The sequence below is a fragment of the Adhaeribacter arboris genome (assembly GCF_003023845.1).
Classification (GTDB): Bacteria; Bacteroidota; Bacteroidia; order Cytophagales; family Hymenobacteraceae; genus Adhaeribacter; species Adhaeribacter arboris.
Genome location: NZ_PYFT01000001.1, coordinates 2,493,268 through 2,514,165 on the forward strand (window position 1 = coordinate 2,493,268; position 20,898 = coordinate 2,514,165).

At 41.1% G+C, this 20,898-nt stretch carries 15 protein-coding genes and 1 pseudogene; 13 read left to right on the top strand and 3 right to left on the bottom strand.

Annotated features, from left to right (window positions below):
- The first annotated feature begins 201 nt into the window (after positions 1-201).
- The gene (locus tag AHMF7605_RS10175; protein ID WP_106928912.1) at positions 202-834 is read left to right on the top strand and encodes an OmpA family protein; all 633 of its coding nucleotides are present in this window, start codon (positions 202-204) and stop codon (positions 832-834) included.
- Between the two features lie 95 nt (positions 835-929).
- On the top strand, positions 930-1,820 hold the full coding sequence (locus AHMF7605_RS10180; protein ID WP_106928914.1) for a DUF2382 domain-containing protein: 891 nt from the start codon (positions 930-932) through the stop codon (positions 1,818-1,820).
- Positions 1,821-1,938: 118 nt separating this feature from the next.
- Here AHMF7605_RS10180 and AHMF7605_RS10185 read toward each other — a convergent pair whose 3' ends face one another.
- The gene (locus tag AHMF7605_RS10185; protein ID WP_106928916.1) at positions 1,939-4,773 is read right to left on the bottom strand and encodes an Ig-like domain-containing protein; all 2,835 of its coding nucleotides are present in this window, start codon (positions 4,771-4,773) and stop codon (positions 1,939-1,941) included.
- A 963-nt stretch (positions 4,774-5,736) separates the two neighbouring features.
- Here AHMF7605_RS10185 and AHMF7605_RS10190 point away from each other — a divergent pair.
- Together AHMF7605_RS10190 and AHMF7605_RS10195 are read left to right on the top strand one after the other, a co-directional pair.
- Entirely contained in the window at positions 5,737-7,299 is a 1,563-nt protein-coding gene (locus AHMF7605_RS10190) for an ADP-ribosylglycohydrolase family protein (RefSeq protein WP_106928918.1), read from the top strand.
- Positions 7,300-7,976: 677 nt separating this feature from the next.
- Positions 7,977-10,790, top strand: a complete 2,814-nt coding sequence (locus tag AHMF7605_RS10195; RefSeq protein ID WP_106928920.1) for a S8 family serine peptidase — start codon at positions 7,977-7,979, stop codon at positions 10,788-10,790.
- Positions 10,791-10,858: 68 nt separating this feature from the next.
- Here AHMF7605_RS10195 and AHMF7605_RS10200 read toward each other — a convergent pair whose 3' ends face one another.
- Both AHMF7605_RS10200 and AHMF7605_RS10205 read right to left on the bottom strand, forming a co-directional pair.
- Complete coding sequence (locus AHMF7605_RS10200) at positions 10,859-11,293, bottom strand: hypothetical protein (protein ID WP_106928922.1); 435 nt, start codon at positions 11,291-11,293, stop codon at positions 10,859-10,861.
- 533 nt (positions 11,294-11,826) lie between these two features.
- On the bottom strand, positions 11,827-13,236 hold the full coding sequence (locus tag AHMF7605_RS10205; protein WP_106928924.1) for a sialate O-acetylesterase: 1,410 nt from the start codon (positions 13,234-13,236) through the stop codon (positions 11,827-11,829).
- Between the two features lie 454 nt (positions 13,237-13,690).
- Between AHMF7605_RS10205 and AHMF7605_RS10210 the strand changes: the two are divergent.
- The 9 genes and pseudogenes from AHMF7605_RS10210 to AHMF7605_RS10250 all read left to right on the top strand — a co-directional run.
- A pseudogene (locus tag AHMF7605_RS10210) lies at positions 13,691-15,450 on the top strand (alpha-galactosidase); the annotation flags it as partial.
- A gap of 144 nt (positions 15,451-15,594) precedes the next feature.
- Positions 15,595-15,834, top strand: a complete 240-nt coding sequence (locus AHMF7605_RS30500) for a GH36 C-terminal domain-containing protein (protein ID WP_233219300.1) — start codon at positions 15,595-15,597, stop codon at positions 15,832-15,834.
- A gap of 132 nt (positions 15,835-15,966) precedes the next feature.
- Positions 15,967-16,350 (top strand): hypothetical protein, encoded by a 384-nt coding sequence (locus AHMF7605_RS10215; RefSeq protein WP_106928926.1) that lies wholly within the window; start codon positions 15,967-15,969, stop codon positions 16,348-16,350.
- A 130-nt stretch (positions 16,351-16,480) separates the two neighbouring features.
- Positions 16,481-16,720 (top strand): nucleotidyltransferase domain-containing protein, encoded by a 240-nt coding sequence (locus AHMF7605_RS10220; RefSeq protein WP_199200219.1) that lies wholly within the window; start codon positions 16,481-16,483, stop codon positions 16,718-16,720.
- Between the two features lie 194 nt (positions 16,721-16,914).
- Complete coding sequence (locus AHMF7605_RS31100) at positions 16,915-17,112, top strand: HepT-like ribonuclease domain-containing protein (RefSeq protein ID WP_199200220.1); 198 nt, start codon at positions 16,915-16,917, stop codon at positions 17,110-17,112.
- Positions 17,113-17,312: 200 nt separating this feature from the next.
- Complete coding sequence (locus tag AHMF7605_RS10230; protein WP_106928929.1) at positions 17,313-17,765, top strand: VOC family protein; 453 nt, start codon at positions 17,313-17,315, stop codon at positions 17,763-17,765.
- A 774-nt stretch (positions 17,766-18,539) separates the two neighbouring features.
- A complete protein-coding gene (locus AHMF7605_RS10240; protein ID WP_233219003.1) occupies positions 18,540-18,935 on the top strand; it encodes a putative quinol monooxygenase in 396 nt (131 codons plus the stop codon).
- A gap of 125 nt (positions 18,936-19,060) precedes the next feature.
- Positions 19,061-19,912: a class I SAM-dependent methyltransferase gene (locus AHMF7605_RS10245; RefSeq protein ID WP_106928932.1), complete on the top strand. Its 852-nt coding sequence runs from the start codon at positions 19,061-19,063 to the stop codon at positions 19,910-19,912.
- Positions 19,913-20,236: 324 nt separating this feature from the next.
- The gene (locus AHMF7605_RS10250) at positions 20,237-20,818 is read left to right on the top strand and encodes a YdeI/OmpD-associated family protein (RefSeq protein ID WP_106928935.1); all 582 of its coding nucleotides are present in this window, start codon (positions 20,237-20,239) and stop codon (positions 20,816-20,818) included.
- Positions 20,819-20,898 lie beyond the last annotated feature (80 nt).

Consider the following 20,898-nt stretch of genomic DNA (forward strand, 5'->3'; position numbering starts at 1 on the left):
ATATTTTGAATTATTCTAACGCCATGAAATTAAACCTATTTTCTGACTGCGTCTTATTGCTTTTTAATAAGTACATCCAAGTATTACAATGCATAAAATAGAATAAAGTACAACTTATTAAGCCATTAACCGTACACGACCTCTACAATTAATTATATAAAAAAACCCTTAAACACCAAAAACTATTAAAAAACTTCAATTATGGCTGAACTAAATGTACAACCGAAAAGTAAGCGACCTTGGTGGCTTTGGCTTTTATTAGCGTTATTGGCGCTAGCCTTACTATTTTTCTTACTCCGGGGCTGCAACCGCGATCAAGCAACTGCTCCAACTGATACGGGTGCCGCTGCCGATTCTACTGCTATGGCGGGCGATACTACCAGTGAATTTGATTGGAATACCGTCGACTTTGGCGCTCCGGCTGCTACCTACGACGAAATCACCGATGCCGATATTAATGTAAGGGGCAACGACGATTATGCCATTTACTCCTTAGACGAAACAATTCTGTTTGACACCGATAAAAATACCATTAAACCTTCGGCCGCTGAAAAGTTAAAACAGGTAGCCGCTTCCATGGGGAAACGCTTTGCCAATGGCCAAGTTCGGATTTACGGCCACACCGATGCCAAAGGATCGGCGGGTTATAATATGCAATTGGCCGAACAACGAGCCGAAGCAGTTAGAAACTGGCTAACCCAAAATGGTAATATTACCGCAGATCAGGTTTCCTTGCATCCGGTAGGTGAAGCCCAACCGGTAGCCTCAAATGCTACTGCCGAAGGCCGTCAGCAAAATCGCCGGGTAGAAATTGTGGTCCGGCGGGGTGCTTAATTTATTGTTTCGCAATAAAATGCAAGTGCCGGGTAAACCTGATTTTATTTTTTCAGTATTTATTATTTTAATGTTTAATTAAACGCTTTACAATCATGGCTTTAAACGAAAATTCAAATAAAGATTACCGCCTGCAGGAGTTAGGTGGCAGTGACTATGAAATTGCGGAAGGACAACCTGATATTCGGGGATGGACGGTGAAAGACCGTCAGGGAAATACCCTTGGTGAAGTAGAAGAATTGATTTTTGATCCGCAATCGCTCAAAGTGCGCTACATTGTGCTGGATATAGAAGATAGTTTGTTGGATACCGAGGAGGATGACGTACTTATCCCCATTGGAGTAGCGGAATTACACAGCTCGGATGATGATGTAATTTTACCAAATCTGGATGCCTCTCAGTTAAAATCATTGCCTAAATACGATAAAAGCTTGCTTAACCGAGATTACGAAAACTCGGTTCGTAATGCGTTTACCGGATTCGGAGCTGGCGGTGCAGTAGCGGGTTCGTATGATGATGACTACTACAACCACGAATATTACAACGAAGATAATCTGTACCGGAACCGGCAAGCGGCAACTACCCAGGATACTGAGTCCATTCCGATTATTGAGGAAGAATTACAAGTAGGTAAAAAAGTAGTAGAAACGGGCGGCGCCCGCTTACGCAGCCGTGTTATTGAGAAACCTGTAGAAGAAAGTATTAACCTGCGGGAAGAACACGTGCATGTTGAACGTACTCCCGTGGATCGCCCGGCTACCCAGGCAGATTTATCGAACTTCCAGGAAGGTGAAATTGAAATCACCGAGCATGCCGAAGTACCTGTAATTACGAAGGAAGCACGGGTGGTAGAAGAAATTTCGCTGGAGAAAGAAGTAGAAGAGCGGGAAGAAACCATTCGGGATACCGTTCGCCGAACTGATGTAGAGATTGAAAACCTGGATCCGGACACTGATCTGGAGAACCGTCGTTCTCCTAACCAATAATTCATTTAAATACCCGTAAAAAAAACGGCAACCTATTAAGGTTGCCGTTTTTTTTACGGGTATTTAAAATTCTATACTGATTTTATCCGTTCGTACTTCCATTTACTTAATCAAAATTTTAATTGTTATAGATTACTTTATGATTTTGCACTCCGGCGTTTGTTACTAAGCGAACAAGGTAGATACCTGGCTTCATCTTGCTAGAAGCTGCCCAGTTTACTAGTACTTTCTCCCCAGCCTGTGCTTTCCCAGATTGTAGTTTAGCTATTATATTGCCGTTTACATCGTACACCTGTAGTTGGTAATCGGTAGAAACTGGGGCGGTAAAAGTAATGGTTGTTTGCTGCTGGAAAGGATTTGGATAATTACCTAACTGAACATTTTGGTTAGAAGCTTTTGCCGCTTGCCCAGGAGCTTTTGTAGATTGTACGGTCGTTACAGAAGAGACTGGTATGGTAATTTTTTGCACGACTCCGTAAGAAGTACCAATCGCATTAGTAGCGTAAGCCCGTACGTAATAAGTAAGACCTGCCTTTAAATTAAGAGTACCTGAAAAAACTCCTTCTCCCAAACCTAGTAATAATTTTGCGCTGTTGATGGTAGGGGTAGTGGAGGTAGTGCTATAGGCAATACCACGAGCTAATACCAGACTTCCACCGCTAGTAGTAACATTGCCTCCTACGCTCATAGTAGTAGCAGTAAGAAGAGTTATTGGGTTAGTAGTAACTACCGGAGTTGTAATAGGCGATACGTAGTTAATAGTTAAAGTAGTTGCTGCTGTATTTTTGTTTCCGGCGGCATCTTGCACTATTCCAACTGGCATACTAATAGAAATTGTAGCCGATTTAGTGGGTAATAAAACAGGTGGCAGCACATTTAATGTAAAGTATTTGCCGCTACCAGATAAAACACCTTTAATACCGTTGCTCACTGTAATTGAATTAACCGTGAAATCTGTTACATTCTCCGATAAGGTAATTTTAACCGGAATAGTAAGCACACTGGTCGGACTTGTTACCGTGGTGGTAAATACCGCCGTAGGAGCAGTTTGATCTAAGGTAATGTTATCTGAAACTGAAATAGACATATTGCCAGCGGCATCACGAACCTGCAATTTTATCCACTTACTGCCACTGCCGCTAGATAAGGTCCAGGCTTTGGTTGAATTTACGGGTTCCCAGTTAGACCAAATCGAATTATCATTATCATCGTAAAACCGCATTTCGACAGCATCAGGAGCTACAATGTTCAGAGTTGCCTCATTCAAGTTAGTTAAGCCAGCATTATTGTTAATGAGCACAGAAGGTACCGGAGCTGTTTTATCAATGGTAAAGTGAACACTCGTAGAATTACCGGCAACATCATTAATTAATAAGGTATAGTCGCCTTCAGCTCGGATCAGGGTATCGCTTACGTAGGGTAAGTTGTTTAAAGTTGCGGTTCCGCCGCTGTAAGTAATTGCTTTATCGGTACGATAGGCAACTCCTTCGCTAACTCCACTGAAAACAGGCGCAGTAAAATCAAAATAAAGAGTTAAAGATACACTAGCTGCGCTAGTATTAGCCAGGCTATCGCTGGCAGTGGCTGTTATTAAACGGTGACCCGCAGCTAATGCAGCAGTAAAAGTATAGGTCCAGCGGCCGGTGCTGTCTGCCTTGCATGTTCCAACACTAGCCCCATCTACATAAACGGTTACCAAAGCTTTTGGATCGGCCAGGCCGGTAATAGTTGGCATACTTACATTTGTAATACCATCGGTTGCGCTAATTCCTTTATCACTACTTGGTAAAATAGCTAATTGCGTGGGTGCTTTGGTAGTAATTACTAATTTTGGCACATCTAATCTTAAAACAGTGGCTGGACGAGCCTTAGCAACGTCGGCAAAAGCTACGTGCAATATACCGCTTTCGGCCACTGCCAGTGAAACATCCGTAACTGAACCAGAGGTAAAATTACTGGTACCAATTTCTTCCCATTCCCGTCCGTTTAAACGCTTAACCTTCGTCAAACCCGGGTTACCAATACCGGTAGAACTTTCGCGGTAAGCCACGTACGGAGTATTATTTTTATCTATACTCATTGCCGCTGAGTAAACCCATGAATCTGAAAAAGTGGTTACTCCTACTTCTTCCCAGGTAGTACCGTTAAATTGTTTCATTTTCATTTTGCCCAGTTTATCTAAGGCATCTGCCCGAAACTCGCGAAAAACTACGTAAGGCGTACCATTGTTCGCCAGAGAAAGGGAAAGGTCGCAAGCAGCACCGGAACCCACGCCGTTAGTCCCTACTGCCACCCAATTCGAGCCATCCCAACGTTGTACCGCTACTTGTCCGCCTTTGCTAGGGTCAGCGAAAGCGATATAAGGAATATTTTGAGCATTCAGGGTTAATACCAGTTTATCGGTCGGGTTTAAGGGAAAGCCATTTACGCCAACTATTTGCCAGTTAGTACCATTAAACTGTTTTACCCAACCCCGGCTATTATCGGTGTAAGCTAAATAAGGAATTCCGGTAGTAGAAATCGCTAATTGCAAGCCTTGCGCATAGCCCGTGGCTATACCACTAGCACCCACGTTAACCCAATTAGTACCGTCAAACTTTTTAACGTTGAGTTGACCATTGCTGGCATTATCGGTATAGGCCAGGTAAGGAACGTTATTTTTATCTAATGCTAATTTCAGTTCACCGGCATAATCTACGGAAATATCGCCGGCCCCTATTTGTACCCACCGAGTACCATCAAATTTCTTAACTACTGCCCGTCCTGCCAGCAAACTTTCGGAGTAAGCCACGTATGGAACACCCGTTTTAGTAAGCGCAAAACTTAAATTAGTGCCTCTTCCGCCAGAAATTTCAGATGAGTTTACATCAGACCAATTCTGCGCCATACCATTCAGGTTCGTGAAGATTAGGAAGAGAATAACAAGGGGAAGAAAAGTAGAAGTTTTTATCATAAAACAAACATTAAATTAACAACCAACAAATACGACCAGTTTTATTTTTTTGTACTTATTTTCTTATTACAAAAATACAGATGGGAATGAAGGAGTAAAAGAACCAGGCATTATAAAACTATAAATACTTTTATATTAAATTTTTATGATATAGATTTATTAGAAATGTACAAATACACAAACAATAGTACGTACTAAAATAATTAATTAAATAGCCTTATATATCAATTTTAAGCAGTTTTCATTGGTTTACACAACCTATAAATTGGCAATACCTTACTTAAAATAATAAAATAAATGATTAACTAAGCAGTAATATCTAAAGCATATTTTAGCAAAGTCTTAAGCCTTACTCTTAATAAAAAAATTTTCTCTATTTATATTTTTTCAAGAAAGTGTAAATAGATAATTTTAAATATATTATGATTTTAATTGCACTTTAATTATATTCCACCTGAATTAACTAATTATCGATTTACTTACTTCTACCAGAAGTTCTTCAGGAAAGCCTAGCTTAATCCTAAAGTCAGTTAGTTAGAAGGCCGAGAATGATTAAATTATTGTTATAATTTATCAGGCTCTATTTTCTAATACTTTAGATGAGAAGGGAAAGAAAGCTGATTTCAACAATCTAATTTTTAAATAATTAGGAAGTTTATCCTTGCTTTATTACAAATTATGTAATAATATTTAGTATAGATTAACAATTTTCTTAAATCTGTGGATCTATTCTGTACATCATAGGATTTAGGAATGTCCCGAAATAATAAGTTTGCCGTTTACTTAATTTTAAATTGCCGTTACTTTAACAGCGGAAGTTTACTTAAAATAAGTTTTACGCTACTGTTTAACTAAAATCATATAGAAAACTTAGCTATTAGTTAAAGAGAAAATTAAAACCAACCTATTTATACACGCAACTAGTTAAGAGTTCATTATTAAAACAAATTACACTGGTAGAACATGAAGAAAACACTGATACTTTTAGTAAGCCTTGTTTACGGCAGTACACTGGCCCAGGCGCCGAAACCCAGCTCCAACCAACCTGCACCAGCCACTAAAAATGCCATTACTCTTACTAAAGAAGTTTTACAAGATAAAATCAAAGGTGGCTGGGCTGGACAAACCATTGGGGTAACTTACGGCGGTCCCCTGGAATTTCGTTATAACGGCACCCTTATTCAGGAATATCAGCCAATAGCCTGGTACGATGGCTATTTAAAGAAAACAATGACGGAAAATCCGGGATTGTACGATGATGTTTACATGGATCTGACCTTTGTAGATGTTTTTGAAAAAGAAGGCTTAGACGCCCCGGTGAGTTCATTTGCCAAGGCTTATGCCAACGCTGGCTACGCCTTATGGCACGCCAACCAGGCCGGCCGTTACAATATTTTGCACGGCATCCCGGCTCCTAAATCCGGACATTGGTTAAATAACCCGCACGCCGATTGCATCGATTACCAGATAGAAGCCGATTTTGCCGGATTAATGTCGCCGGGTATGCCTAATACAGCTTCAGAAATTAGTGATAAAATCGGGCATATTATGAATTATGGCGATGGTTGGTACGGCGGGGTATACTTAGGCGCCTTGTATACTTTAGCCTTTACTTCTAACGATATGACTTACATAGTAAAAGAAGGTTTGAAAACTATTCCGGCCAAAAGTAATTACTACCAATGTATTAACGACGTTATTCGTTGGCACCAGCAGTATCCGACTGATTGGAAACAAACCTGGTTTGAGGTCCAGAAAAAATGGACTTCGGATATTGGCTGCCCCGAAGGCGTGTACCGGCCCTTTAACATTGATGCAACGGTTAATTCGGCCTACGTGGTCATTGGATTGCTCTACGGCAATGGGGATTTTGGTAAAACTGTAGAAATTGCTACCCGTTGCGGCCAAGATGCAGATTGTAATCCTTCTTCAGCGGCCGGTATTTTAGGTACCATGCTGGGCTACAATAAAATTCCGGATTATTGGAGACAAGGTTTAAAAGAAGCCGAGCCGTTAGATTTTAAGTTTACAACCATGTCGTTGAATGATGTATACGAAATTGGTTTTAAACATGCCCTGCAGCAAATTGTCCGGAATGGTGGTAAGGTAACAGGCAATACTATTACCATTGCGGTACAACAACCTAAGCCGGTAAAATTAGAACAAAGTTTTACGGGACATTTTCCTAGTAGCCGTACCAGCATTAACAAAAATCTGCAAGAGGAATACACCTTTGATTTTGAAGGAAACGGCTTTGTAGTAACCGGCGAAACCGCAAAATGGGAGTCAAAATCAGAGTACATATTTAAAACAGAAGTTTACTTAGATGGCAAATTGCTGGAAACCGTAGAACTTCCTACCAGTTACACCGGCCGGCGTTATGAATTGTTCTGGAAATACCAGATACCCGTGGGTAAGCATACCGTTAAATTAAAATTATTAAACCCAACCACCGAACATACCTGCCGGCTGGGCGATGTAATTACGTATACGGATAAGCCTTCACCAACCGTTGCCGGCAAGTAAAAAGTAAATTTTACCTTTATCTTACAAAGTACTTATTCCGTAGCTAATCCGGGATAAGTACTTTTTTTATTATTATTTCTGATAAAATAAGCTTTTCTGCTGGTTTTCTAATTTAGATAGGTATTCTATAAAACCACGTCTGCTTTTTTTTTCCTCCCAATCTACTCTACGCAACAAGTTTGGTTAATTAGTAGTATGCTTTAGCCGAATAAAGTATAAAATACTAGAGCGCCTTATGAGAAATAAAAGAAGTAAAAAAAGAGAAGCATTCGTTTTTACAAACGCCTTACCCAAAGAGTAAAACCATAAAATCCAATAATTTAATTACCTAAATCGACAGGTTATTTTTAGTTTAACTTCTTTCATTTCGGATAAAATAAATTTACTTTGCAATAAGCGCAAGAGAATTTCTTGACTAATAAAAAGATTTTCTACTACTATTTGGCTGTAAAAAGAGATTAACCCGATACGGTAAGAGGTAAAAACTAATTAGCCGGACTTTAATCTACTCTTTACTCCTCCTAGGTAATTACTTGGAGTAATACTTATATTTTGAACCATAATACCACTTCGATCACCTTGTGCCACGGACAAAGTTTTTTGTTTAAAAACTTACCCTGGAGTTATACCTGATATGTTAAAAAATAATTAAAAGTACCTTAAGCCTTAGCACACTCATGATTCACCTTTACCCCAAACCACTATCTCCTTTAAAATGGATGGGCCTTTGTTTATTTTTTATTGGTTTTGTAGTACTATCGAGTAAAGCCCAGTCGGTAAGGCCTTCTTTTAAGATGGCTCCCGGACAAGCTCTGCAAAAAATTGGACCAGAACTAGCGGTTTTAGCTATCCAGCAAGCTCCTGACAACCGGAGCGCCGCAGCTAAAACTTTAACGCGCTTTCCGGTTAATAAAAGTTTATTACAAATTAAAGGCAACCAGGTGGTGATACAGGCGCTGGCTGAAAATAATACGGAACAATTGCTAATAGATTTAAAAGCCCTGGGCTTAACGTATCCGGCAGCTTATGGCCGACTGGTATCGGGCCTGATACCTATTGCGGCTTTAAATAAAGTGGCTACCCTTAAAAGTCTGCGGGCGGCTCGTCCGGCATATAAACCAGCCACCAAAATTGGCAAGGCCACTACTCAAGGCGATAGAGCCGTATACGCCGATTCCGCCCGTAAACAACAGGTGGTAACCGGCAAAGGATCGAAAGTCGGACTTTTATCGGATAGTTTTAATTCTGCCGGTGAGGCCGAAAAAGGCGTTAAATCCGGTGACTTACCCGGTAAAAATAATCCGAATGGCTATACTACTCCCGTACAGGTACTTTTAGATGAAGCTCCGGGTTGGGGAACCGACGAAGGCCGGGCTATGGCAGAAATAGTACATGATGTAGCCCCGGGTGCTCAATTGGCTTTTTATTCCGCTGATTTTGGTCCGGCTAGTTTTGCGCAAGGTATTTTAGATTTACAGCAAGCCGGCTGCAACATTATTGTAGATGATATTCTTTATTTCGACGAACCCATGTTTCAGGATGGGATTGTGGCGCAGGCGATAGATGCCGTTCGAAAAAAAGGAACCACTTACTTTACCGCGGCCGGTAACCAGGCCCGTGATTCGTATCAGGCGGCTTATAAACCGGGCGGGGTAGCTTACTTTGGCAGCAAATCTTTTATGGGCCCTCAGAAAGCTCATAATGCCCATAATTTTGCCCCGACCGGTAAGAAAAAAGATGTTACCCAAAAAATATTTATTCCGGTAGGAACTTCCCTTACCATTTCTTTTCAGTACAGCGAACCCTTCTATTCCGTGGGGGATGGCAGCAGCAAAGGAGCACAATCGGATTTAGACATATTCCTGCTGACCGAAGATACCACCGATGTGGTAACTTCATCGAACTACTCGAACAAAGGCAGCGACCCCGTAGAAATACTTTCTTTTTTTAATGATGGCTCCTACGATAGCAACTACTTTAACATATTGATAGATAAATACGAAGGAGCTTCGCCGAGTATTATAAAATACGTACTTTTCAAAGATGACACCGATATCACTATAAAAGAATACAACACGGCCAGCAGTACTATTTACGGGCACAACAACGCAGCAGGAGCCATTACCACCGGCGCGGTATTTTTTCTGGATACCCCGGCCTTCGGCATCGAAGACCCGGTAGCGGAAAGTTTCTCCTCGGCGGGCGGCACTCCCATACTGTTTGACGAAAATGGCAAAGTCCGGAACCGGCTGGTGCGCCGAAAACCCGAGATTATGGCTCCGGATGGAGGAAGCAATACTTTTTTTGGTAATGCATTTTTAGATGAGTTTTATTTTTACGGCACCTCGGCTGCGGCGCCACATGCTGCGGCAGTAGCAGCCCTGATGCAAGAAGCCAACGGCAATAACTTAACTCCCGACCGAGTAGAAAATACGTTGCAGCAAACGGCCCAGGACATGAATGATCCTGGTTTTGACTTTGAAACTGGTTATGGGTTAATAAATGCTCCGAAAGCCTTAAATCTGGTGTCAACACCGCGAGTACGGGAATTTAACCTGGTAGATGCCGACTCCCGTAAAACCATTAAACGCTTGAAGGAAGGCGACATTATTAACCTTACCCGTTTACCGACCCGCAATGTATTTCTATACGTCCGTACGGGACCTACCCACGTAGGCAGTGTGCTTTTTGATGTAAACGGAGATCAGAAAACGGAAAGCAAAGTACCTTACAATTACCCGGGCTCAACAGATAATTACTTTAAAATTACGGAAGGTAACTATACCATTACCGCGGTTCCGTATACCCAGGCCAATGGTAAAGGTGAAAAAGGCGTACCGCTTACGCTTAATTTCCGGGCGGTAGAAGAAAAAATTATTCGGTTTGAGCTATATAATGTAAATAATGGCAGCGTTGTCCAAGAACTCGAAGAAGGCGATGCGTTAAACCTGGCCAATTTACCGGGTTCCTTAAATATTCGCGCGGTTACTAACCCGATAATAGTGGGCAGTGTACAATTTAGCTTGAACGGTAAAACTACCACCGAAAATTTGAATACCTACGACCTAGCCGGCAGTTCGGGGCAGAGCATTGATTTTAAGCCGGGCAATTATACTTTATCCGCATCCATTTACCCTTACGAAATGGCGCGTGGTTCGGTGGGTGGTTCTAAAACCATTACTTTTGAAGTAATAGATACTGCTACTAACCCAAGCCACAATACCAACGGACAGTTAGCGGTTTATCCGAATCCCTTTCCTCAAAAAACAAAGCTGCAGTTTAGCGTACCGGAAACCGGCAATGCTACTCTTACCATCTATGACCTGAACGGTTTACCCGTGGCAATTTTGCATAACGGCCAAGCGGTGGCAGGAAAACATTACGAATATGTACTAGACGGAACTTCGCTGCCAGGAGGCTGGTACATTAGCCTTTTGGTAACCAATAAAAACACGTATCATCAAAAACTAAGACTGACGAAGCAAAACTAATTTTTATGCCTGCCTCCGGCGTTGGTTAACTGGTTTGTTCCGGTATAATCAACGCCGGAATTTTTATTTTAGCTAGGTTCAATGGATAATAAAGCCGCATTCAGGCTGGTGTAAATTACTATTTCCACTTGCCGGCTTTCTTTTAAAAATTTTTGGGCTTTTTCAATAATGGTATACCCTACCAGCAACCGGGTAGATTCTTCGGGTAAGATGCCAATAATTTTACGCCTTGGTACCATTTCGTGATCCGGCATAGTCGCTACCAGGCACGGAAATTCGGTAGCTAACCAATGTTGATCACTCATTTCAACGTAATCCAAGTGATGCGAATTTATCATTATATGCTTCGAGTGGTATTTTTGCGCGACATCTATCGCTTTCAGAATTGTTTGTCTTAGTTCCCCGTTCGAGATATGCTTTTTAAAAACTAAATAAACCAATGATAACGGCGAGTTTATCTCCAGCGAATACGTATCCGTTTCGGCTAGTTTCAGGTATTCCATGTTCTAAAACGGATAATTTTAATTTCTACTCAGAAATACTAGTAAGCTTAAAAAATTTAGAACAATCTAGGTCTTTTGTGCCGGACCTTTGTTTCATCAGCCAAGCCAATATCTTTAAAAATTATTCTGAAACAGAGGGTCTGAAAAGTAATACAGAATTGAAATGGTTTATTCTTAAAATGAAATTATCTTTAATAAATAAAAGAATACAGATTTATTTATTACTGAGGCGCAAAAATTAAAATAGGGCTGATTTCCCTTGCCTACGACAAGGTATCCATCACTATTTATAGAAGTAGTTCCGGAATTTTGTTTTAAAAGTTAAAATAAGCACAAATTTAGATCAAAACCAGAAATTTTAGTGATTTTTCAAATTTCACACCTACCTTTTTCCGGTAATTTTCAAGAAAACCGTTTTTCGACTATTAATTCGCCTTGACCTTTGCATTTCTGATATTTAAGCAAATCCAAGCAAACAAAAATCACAATTCGAAGTTGGGTTTTTGCTGTTTGAGTAACAATTTAGCCAACAACTATTGGCTATCGGCAAAGTTGTCTCCGGTGTGAAAAGTAGAGGCCGGTAAACCGGCTTTGTTAAAAAGATTGGGTTCCGCCGTGTTATCCCAGGCAAACCGGACGGCCACCGGATTTTTTACTTCCGGCGCTTGTACAAGTACCGTTTTACCAGAAATACGGGCAGTAGCTTTTACAAATTTCTGGTCGGCCCCGGCAATCTCAAAATGAGTTAAATCCTTGCTATCTTTTGCCACCAGCCCCGGCTCGGCATGTTCGAAATAAACCCGCACTCTGTTTCCTTCTACTTTCATGCTCTTGTAAAGCGGACCCGAATAAATAATGTCTTTTTTGCCGTACGTTTTAGCTAACGCCAGATTAGCCAGGCGCAATCCTACGTCAATTTTATTGCGCGGGTGAATATCGTCTTTGTTGCCAATGTCGCTGATGACGATCATCCCGGTATTAGGAGTAGCTAAACTTCTTCGTTGCGCTTCGCGCAACATGGCGCCTTCGTGCGGCCGGCCGTATTTGTAAGGTGCCAGTTGCACGAAATAAAACGGAAAATCATTGCTCCATTCCTGGCGCCAGTTCTGAATTAAAGCCGGTAACAACTGCGCGTAATTTCCCGGGTCGCTTACGTTAGCTTCGCCTTGGTACCACAGGGCACCTGCCAAACGGTACGGAATAAGTGGCGCAATCATGGCGTTGTAGGCTTTACCGGGTCGGACGGGTCCCCATTCTACCTCGTTTAACTTAGCGGCCGCTTGGGCAATAGTTTCGTTCTTCGCAATGGCCAAGGCATTAACCCACACTTCGGCGGGCGTGCCGCCCCAGCTACTGTTGATTAAACCCACCGGAATTTTTAAATTTTGGTGAATTTGCCGGCCGAAAAAATAACCCACCGCGCTGAAGTGCGGCATGGTTGCCGGACTACACACTACCCATTCCCCATCGAGGTTAATTTGCGGATTATCGGCCGTTTTATGCGGCACGGTAAAAAAACGGATGGACGGAAAATTAGCTTTGGGAATTTCGGGAGCGCCGTTATCAATGCCGGCGCTGGTAGTCCACTGCATATTCGATTGTCCGGAACAAAGCCACACTTCGCCTAGGAGTACATCCTCCATTACCAGGGTATTATAGCCCTTTACCGTAACGGTAAAAGGTCCGCCCGCGGCGGGCGTTTTTAATTTAACCTGCCACTGCGCCAAATTACTCGCCACGATTTTAACGGGTTCCTGGTTCCAACTTGCCGTTACGGTAATTTCTTCTTTTGGATCACCCCAACCCCATAAGGTAACCTCCGCATTTTGCTGCAATACCATGTGGTTCCCGAATATTTTGGGTAGAGAAACTGCATGGGCAGAAAAATGAATACTCAGCCAACTAAAGAAAACCGTAAGAGAAAACAGGAAAAATTTTTTCATAAAATACGTGCGAGAATTATTTAGCGTGAAAATACATTACAACCTTCATTTTTGATAATTAGTAAAAAGAAATTGCTTGCTTTCTGGATTTAAAAATTAAAACACATAGAAGCTTATTGCAAAGAGGAAGGCTGCCCTAGTTTTCCTACCTAACCAGATACGGCTGGTTGGTTTATACAATTCAACTTACTTAACCCACTTAAATAAAAAAAGATTAATTACTTAAAGCCAGGGCAGCAAACCAGCACGTTTGGAGCAATATTTCCAAGCTAAATTTAAAAATATTCCGAAACTTACGAGTAATTTACCGGTCTTAATCAACGGAACTCAGCCCTTAATTTGATTTAATTTTGTAAAACTTTAATTTATGATGAACAGCGGTACCAGCGGTAATTATTTTTCCGGCTTATTCTTAAAAGTAAGCCATTTCTTGTTTTTTTTATTTGTCCTAAATATGGCGGCATCCGCACAGCAAGCTACCGTTATTCCCATCGAAACGCAGCATTTTGGCCTGGCCTTGCAAGTAGGCACCGACAAACGAGTAGGCATTATTTACTTCGGCACCAAACTGAATAATACCAGCGAGTACCAGTACGCTCCCGGCATGTACCGCCGCGGCGACGATTATTCCGGTATTTTAAATTCGGCGTATACTCCCAGCGGTTCCCGCAACCTGGTAGAACCGGCCTTGGAGGTAAAACACGCCGACGGCAATACCTCTTTAGATTTGCAATACGTACGCCACAACGTGCAAAAAACGGATAATAACGTATCTATCACCAGCATTTTACTCCGTGACCCGATTTATGGCCTGGAGGTTACCTTACATTACAAAGTATACGCCACCGAAGACGTAGTGGAGCAATGGACGGTAATCAAAAACAACGAAAAAGGCAACGTAACTTTGAACAAATACGCCTCTGCCAATTTATATCTTTCAGCCAATAATTACTGGCTCAAACACTACCACGGCGACTGGGCCAAAGAAATGCAAACCGAAGAAATTCGCCTGACTTCCGGCATAAAAGTACTCGACACCAAGCTGGGCACCCGCGCCAATTTGTATCAACCGCCCACCTTTATGGTATCCCTGGACCGCCCTGCTACCGAAGACGAAGGCCGCGTACTATACGGCTCCGTGGAATGGACGGGTAATTTCCGGGTTGATTTAGAAGTAGATCCACTAAACAATTTGCGCTTGATTGCCGGTATTAACCCCCACGCTTCGGAATATACCTTAACGAAAGGTCAGGAATTTACGACTCCACTGTTTTTGTACACTTACTCCGATAAAGGGAAAGGAGCGGCCAGTCGTAGTCTGCACCGCTGGGCCCGTAAATACCGGATTATGCAGGGAAATGGTTCCCGGCTTACTTTATTGAACAACTGGGAAGCCACTTTCTTTGATTTTGATGAACCTAAACTGACCGAGTTAATTAAAGACACGAAAAAGCTAGGCGTAGATATGTTTTTATTAGACGATGGCTGGTTCGCGAATAAATATCCCCGCAACGCCGACAATGCCGGCCTCGGTGATTGGCAGGAAAACGTAAAAAAACTGCCGCACGGCATCGGCTACTTAGTAAAAGAAGCCCAGAACAACCAGGTAAAATTTGGGATTTGGATAGAACCCGAAATGGTGAATCCCAAAAGTGAGCTCTACGAAAAGCACCCCGAGTGGGTCATTCGCGAACCCAAGCGGCCCGAGCATTTGTATCGCAACCAATTGGTTTTAGACCTAAGCAACCCGAAAGTGCAGGATTTTGTGTTTGGCGTACTGGATAATATTATGACCAAAAACCCGAACGTAGCTTTCTTTAAATGGGATTGCAACGCGGTTATTTACAACGCGCACTCCGACTATTTAAAAGATAAGCAATCGCATTTGTACGTGGATTACGTGCGGGGTTTGTACAAAGTGCTCGAACGTTTCCGGGCGAAGTACCCGGATTTACCCATGATGTTGTGTTCCGGGGGGGTGGCCGGGTGGATTATGGCGCCTTGAAATATTTTACCGAGTTCTGGGTAAGCGACAATACCGATCCCTTGGAGCGTATTTTTATGCAGTACGAATATTCTTACTTCTTCCCGGCCATTGCCCATGACAACCACGTAACCGATTGGGGGAAGCAACCCATAAAGTTCCGTACCGACGTAGCCATGATGGGCAAACTGGGCTTTGATATTGTGGTAAGCAAACTGGAACCGAACGATTTGAAATACTGCCAGGACGCGGTAAGCACCTACAAATCGCTCAGCGATGTGATTTGGCACGGGGATATGTACCGATTGGCCAGCCCGCGGGAAAACGATTTTGCTTCGGTGATGTACGTAAACGAAGCCCAAAACCGAGGCGTGATGTTTAATTATTTAGTATCGAACCGCTACGGTGCCGGCACTTTATCGCCGATTAAAATGGGAGGATTAAACCCCGATAAAAAATACCAGGTAAAAGAAATTAACCTATATCCGGGCACCAAATCCAACATTACCGGCGAAACTACCTATTCCGGCAATTACCTCATGACCATCGGTTTCAACCCCAACGTAAACGCCCGCCGCACCAGCGTTATTTTAGAAATAACCGAAGCACGATAGTATTTAAGATTTAGAGGTAAGTTCCGGTTATCTGCTGCTTTTGGCCGGATAACCGGAACTTGCCTCTAAACTATAATGCCGATAACCGGAACAGTTCCGTATATCTAGGAGTTGGATATAATAATAGAATAAATGGTGAAAAGATATGTAATTGGCGGCTGGTTAGCATTTCTTCTATTCATAGTTCTTAATCATTGCAGAGAGGAAGCAACAATAAGAAGAAATTTAAAAGTAACAACCGGTGTAATAAAAAATGTTACCTCTGGTTATCGCGGAGGAATACAAATTGAGTATTGCTTTATTTACCATAGAAAAGAATATCAAGGTGCAGGTAAAATACTCATAAGTAGTGCTTTTGTAGAAAATTTTAAGAGTAAAAGAATTCCAGTAGCCTTTGATAGTTTACAGCCAGAAAATAATGATTATCTATTATTACCTTATGACTTTAATAAATATGACCTTCTTTTTCCTGACACTTTGAAATGGGTGGTAGACTTAGAAAATAGGTCACTTTAGTTAAAACCAATAATTACTTTGCCCAACCACACCTAAAAAGCACTAAAGCACTTTTTTAGCCCAGTCCGTTAGGGTAAAGCCATTTTCAGACAGGCAGCTGACTTCGAAATAAAATTGTTACTTTTATTTCATGGATTTAAAAAGTTCAATTGAAATTAAATCAGATGAATTCATTGCACTGTGCAAAACGCACGATGTCGCGTCATTATATGCCTTTGGATCATCCACCAATAAAACCTTTGATGAATCAAAAAGTGATATTGACTTACTCATAGAACTTAGGACTGAAGATCCGATGGAACGTGGTGAGAAGCTGATGGATTTATGGGAGAAATTGAAATGTTCTTCCAAAGGAAGGTTGATTTACTAACGAATAAATCAATTAAAAACCCATTTCTACGAAAAAGTATTGACGCATCTAAAATATTAATCTATGACGGACAAAGGCAAAAAGTATCTTTCTAATATTTTAATGGCAATTGAACACTTAGAAGATTTTGTTGTCGGGATCAATGACTTTAATTCCTACGATGCATAAAAACGCAAAGTGCTGTTGAACGATAATTGGCTATTATTGGTGAAGCGCTTATCCATTTTCGTCGAATAGAACCATCCATTGAAATTGAGAATGCCAAACAAATTACCTCTTTCAGAAATAGATTAATTCATGCTTATAATAATTTAGACAATTCTATTATTTATGCAATTTTAAATAGACATTTAAAGCCGCTACAAAAAGAAGTTGAAAAGTTAATGGATTAATTGGCCTTCCCTAACAATGCATAGCCACAACGGCTGGTTCTCAGCGCTTTCAGATGTGACTGAGGTAAGGGAAAATCCTCTGGTTGTACAAACTTATTTGCCAGCTTGCCGCCATTAATAGCTATGCGAACCGTTATTCTCAACTATATTAACTGAGACGAATTAAAAGAGACCTGATCATTAATAATACGTAGCTAGATATGGCAAAGAATAAATTACTTCGGATGGACAATGTCGGTATTGTGGTAGAATCCCTTGATGACGCTATTGCCTTTTTCACGGAAATAGGCCTGAAGCTAGAAGGGCGCGCCACAATCGAAGGAGAATGGGCGGGTCGGGTTACGGGACTGGGCTCCCAAAACGTAGAATTGGCTATGATGGTCACCCCCGACGGCCATAGTCGCCTTGAGATTTCGCGATTTGTCAGCCCACCTACTATTGCAGATCACCGGACTGCACCAGTCAATTCTCTCGGTTATCTGCGGGTCATGTTCACTGTGGAAGACATTGACGAAATGGTAGCAAGGCTCAGGAAACACGGCGCCCAGCTCGTTGGCGAGATTGTGCAGTACGAAAACTCCTATCGGCTCTGCTACATTCGTGGAACCGAAGGACTCCTAATTGGTTTAGCGGAACAACTCAATAACAAATAAGCCATTAATAATAAAAGCAGCGCCTAACCCTGCTTTTACTCAACGCCTGCTTTTTAACTTCGCAGCAACTATTCCGGGGTTACTTTTGAAAAGATTACCATATGTCTGATTAGTAAAAAGAATGATATTTTAAAAGGCACTTTCGAAGGACAAATCAAAATTGCTTCTGGTTTGGTAAAGTCAGTTTAAAAGGGGGAATTTAGAATTAAAATTGCAAGAAAATTTATGACAAGAATTTACTATCTACCATTCCTTGCATTTTTAGCTTTTTTGCTGCTAATACTCCTATTCTCTTTTAATTTTGCTACTTCTGTAGATCCAGGTTGGCACACCACTATTTTTCCGTCATACTTTATTTGGACACTTGTCTTACTACTGGTGCTTTCATTTAGTATCATAGGATATTGGTTGGTACTAAAACAGATAAACAAATTTAATTGGACCTTATTTATCATTCATCTCCTATTAACAGTTTCAACAGTAATCTTTGTTAAGTTTCCGTCGATATTTTTAGATGTTCCGGGTACAGAACAAGAAGAACTAATCAAGAACATATTCTTCCGGATACAATTAATTTCCTGGTGTTACGGACTTTTTATGGCAGGACAGATTTTGTTTCTTGTCTACTTTATTAGAGTAATTAGAACCAGGCCTCTAAAAACATAAGATACAGCCAACAGCCGTTTTGCAAAAAATCGGTTAACAAACTGCTCAACCTTGGTAATATTGATAGACAACAGCATTTATAAATTAGAAATTAAAAAATCAACCATTATGAAATATCTTATTATTGGATTAGTAATGCTGGGGGCAAATAGTAGAGCATTCGCTCAGAAAACGGATATGATGATTCGTATGGCCGAAATAGAAATTGATGCAAATTATCGGGAAGAATACAATAAAATTCTGCAAGAAGAAGCGGGGGCATCCGTGCGGTTAGAACCAGGGGTTATTTCCATTTTTCCCCTGTATCAGAAGGAGAATTTAAACCAGATTAGAATTTTGGAAATATATGCTAACCAAGAAGCGTATGAGTCACATTTAAAAACCCCGCATTTTCAGAAATATAAAACCACCACGGCTAAAATGGTGAAATCGCTAAAACTGATAGACATGAAGGCACTAGATGCAGACACTATGCGAAAAATATTTGCTAAGTTGAAAAATTAAAATAAAAGCGCTTAAACCAACTTAAAATGTATTACAGTTGCTAACTAGGTCCATAAAACCTATTCCGGCCAACGATTTTGCTTGGAACAATTAAACGTAATTTTAAAGCGACACTTTCCTTTAAGATGGAGCAAACCAATAAAATAATCGAGCCCGATAATACAGCCGTAAGAACCGCTTTATGGCGCGCTTTGCACCTGCAAGTCGACGCTAAGCCTCCTATATTAGAAGACAAAATCGGTTTGCAGTTGGTAGCTCCGCCGGATGATTGGCAGCAACGCCCTAATATGAAATTTACCAAACGTCTTCGGGCTGCTATTGTAGCCCGCGCTCGTTTTATTGAGGATTTAATTGTGGAACAAAGCAGGCAAGGAATTACGCAATATATTCTTCTTGGTGCCGGGCTGGACTCCTTTGCTCAACGCAGACCGGATATTGCTTCCAAGCTTCAGGTGTATGAAATTGACCAACCCGCTACCCTGGCCTGGAAACAACAACGATTAATCGAACTTGGCTTTAGTATTCCTGATTATTTGCATTTTGTGCCAGTTAATTTCGAAACGTCTTCCTGGTGGAATAAATTAGTAAAAGCCGGATTTAACCTGGATAAACCGGCCGTGGTGGCTTGTACAGGCGTTACTTTGTATCTTACCAAAGAAGCCATTATGGCCACGCTCCATCAACTGGCGACCTTAGCCCCCGGTTCCAAATTGGCAATCACCTTTTATTTACCCATCGACCTTCTTGATGAAGTAGACAAACCGATCCATGAAATCGGAGAAAAAGGGGCTCGTGAAGCCGGAACGCCATTCGTGAGCTTTTTTGCCCCACATGAAATAGTGGCTTTGGCTAATAAGGCAGGTTTTAAGGATATACAAACAATATCAACCAAAGAAATGAAGCAACTTTATTTTGCCGACCGAACAGATAATCTATTACCCGCCAGCGGAGAAGTATTCCTGTTAGCATCTACCTAAACCACTAATTTTACCAACACTTACACGAAATCTAAAAAAGCTACTGCCAACAAAGGCGTAAAAAATACAGGCTTAAGTGTAAAAAATTAATTGTATATCTTAGATGGACTTTAGTAAAACGACAAATCTTTGAATGCCCTGTTGCTTAAAATTCTAATCCGGTAACAGTACTCGTATTGAGGCTAGCTTTTACCATTAGCAATCATACCGCTTGAACAAATATTTAGGTAAACGGAAAAGGCAGAAGATGTTAGTTTAAGACACATACAAAGTATTTATCAAAATGCTACCTCCATTATTTCAGGTAATTTATAAATAAATAGCATGAATCCGAAGGCTGATTTTTATTTTAGTAAAGCCAAAAAATGGCAGGAAGCATTGGTACAATTGCGAATAGTCGTTCTTGACTGTGGATTAACCGAAGAATTGAAATGGGGGGTTCCTTGCTACCTGTTTGAGAACAGTAACATTGTTTTAATTCATGATTTTAAAGAATACTGCGCCGTATTGTTTTTTAAAGGTGCTTTATTAAAAGATGCAGATGGTATTCTCATCCAACAAACCAAGAATGTGCAGGCAACCCGCCAGATCCGGTTCACTCATGTTCAAGAAATACTGGAGATGGCACCCGTCCTGAAAGCGTATATTTATGAAGCTATCAAAGTCGAAAAGGCCGGATTAGAAGTAAATTTTAAAAAGACTGCCGAATACGGCATTCCAGAAGAATTTCAAAATAAATTAAACCAAATTCCTGCCTTAGCAATTGCTTTTAATGCCTTAACGCCGGGGCGGCAAAGAGCATATCTTCTTTATTTTTCTCAACCCAAACAATCCAAAACCCGGGAAGCAAGGATTGAAAAGTATATGGCGCCAATTCTCAATGGAAAAGGATTAAATGATCAGTAAAAGCGTGGATGTACCTGTTTTGGAATTGCGCGGCGAAGATGATCCAATTGTTCCGTTTGAACTTACCGCAGTAAAGGCAG

Coding starts and splice junctions, on each gene's coding strand:
- AHMF7605_RS10175 (WP_106928912.1), top strand. CDS start 202: ATGGCTGAACTAAATGTACAACCGAAAAGTAAGCGACCTTGGTGGCTT.
- AHMF7605_RS10230 (WP_106928929.1), top strand. CDS start 17,313: ATGGCAAAGAATAAATTACTTCGGATGGACAATGTCGGTATTGTGGTA.
- AHMF7605_RS10220 (WP_199200219.1), top strand. CDS start 16,481: ATGGATTTAAAAAGTTCAATTGAAATTAAATCAGATGAATTCATTGCA.
- AHMF7605_RS30500 (WP_233219300.1), top strand. CDS start 15,595: ATGTTTAATTATTTAGTATCGAACCGCTACGGTGCCGGCACTTTATCG.
- AHMF7605_RS10185 (WP_106928916.1), bottom strand. CDS start 4,773: ATGATAAAAACTTCTACTTTTCTTCCCCTTGTTATTCTCTTCCTAATC.
- AHMF7605_RS10205 (WP_106928924.1), bottom strand. CDS start 13,236: ATGAAAAAATTTTTCCTGTTTTCTCTTACGGTTTTCTTTAGTTGGCTG.
- AHMF7605_RS10180 (WP_106928914.1), top strand. CDS start 930: ATGGCTTTAAACGAAAATTCAAATAAAGATTACCGCCTGCAGGAGTTA.
- AHMF7605_RS10240 (WP_233219003.1), top strand. CDS start 18,540: ATGAAATATCTTATTATTGGATTAGTAATGCTGGGGGCAAATAGTAGA.
- AHMF7605_RS10200 (WP_106928922.1), bottom strand. CDS start 11,293: ATGGAATACCTGAAACTAGCCGAAACGGATACGTATTCGCTGGAGATA.
- AHMF7605_RS10250 (WP_106928935.1), top strand. CDS start 20,237: ATGAATCCGAAGGCTGATTTTTATTTTAGTAAAGCCAAAAAATGGCAG.
- AHMF7605_RS10190 (WP_106928918.1), top strand. CDS start 5,737: ATGAAGAAAACACTGATACTTTTAGTAAGCCTTGTTTACGGCAGTACA.
- AHMF7605_RS10215 (WP_106928926.1), top strand. CDS start 15,967: ATGGTGAAAAGATATGTAATTGGCGGCTGGTTAGCATTTCTTCTATTC.
- AHMF7605_RS10195 (WP_106928920.1), top strand. CDS start 7,977: ATGATTCACCTTTACCCCAAACCACTATCTCCTTTAAAATGGATGGGC.
- AHMF7605_RS10245 (WP_106928932.1), top strand. CDS start 19,061: ATGGAGCAAACCAATAAAATAATCGAGCCCGATAATACAGCCGTAAGA.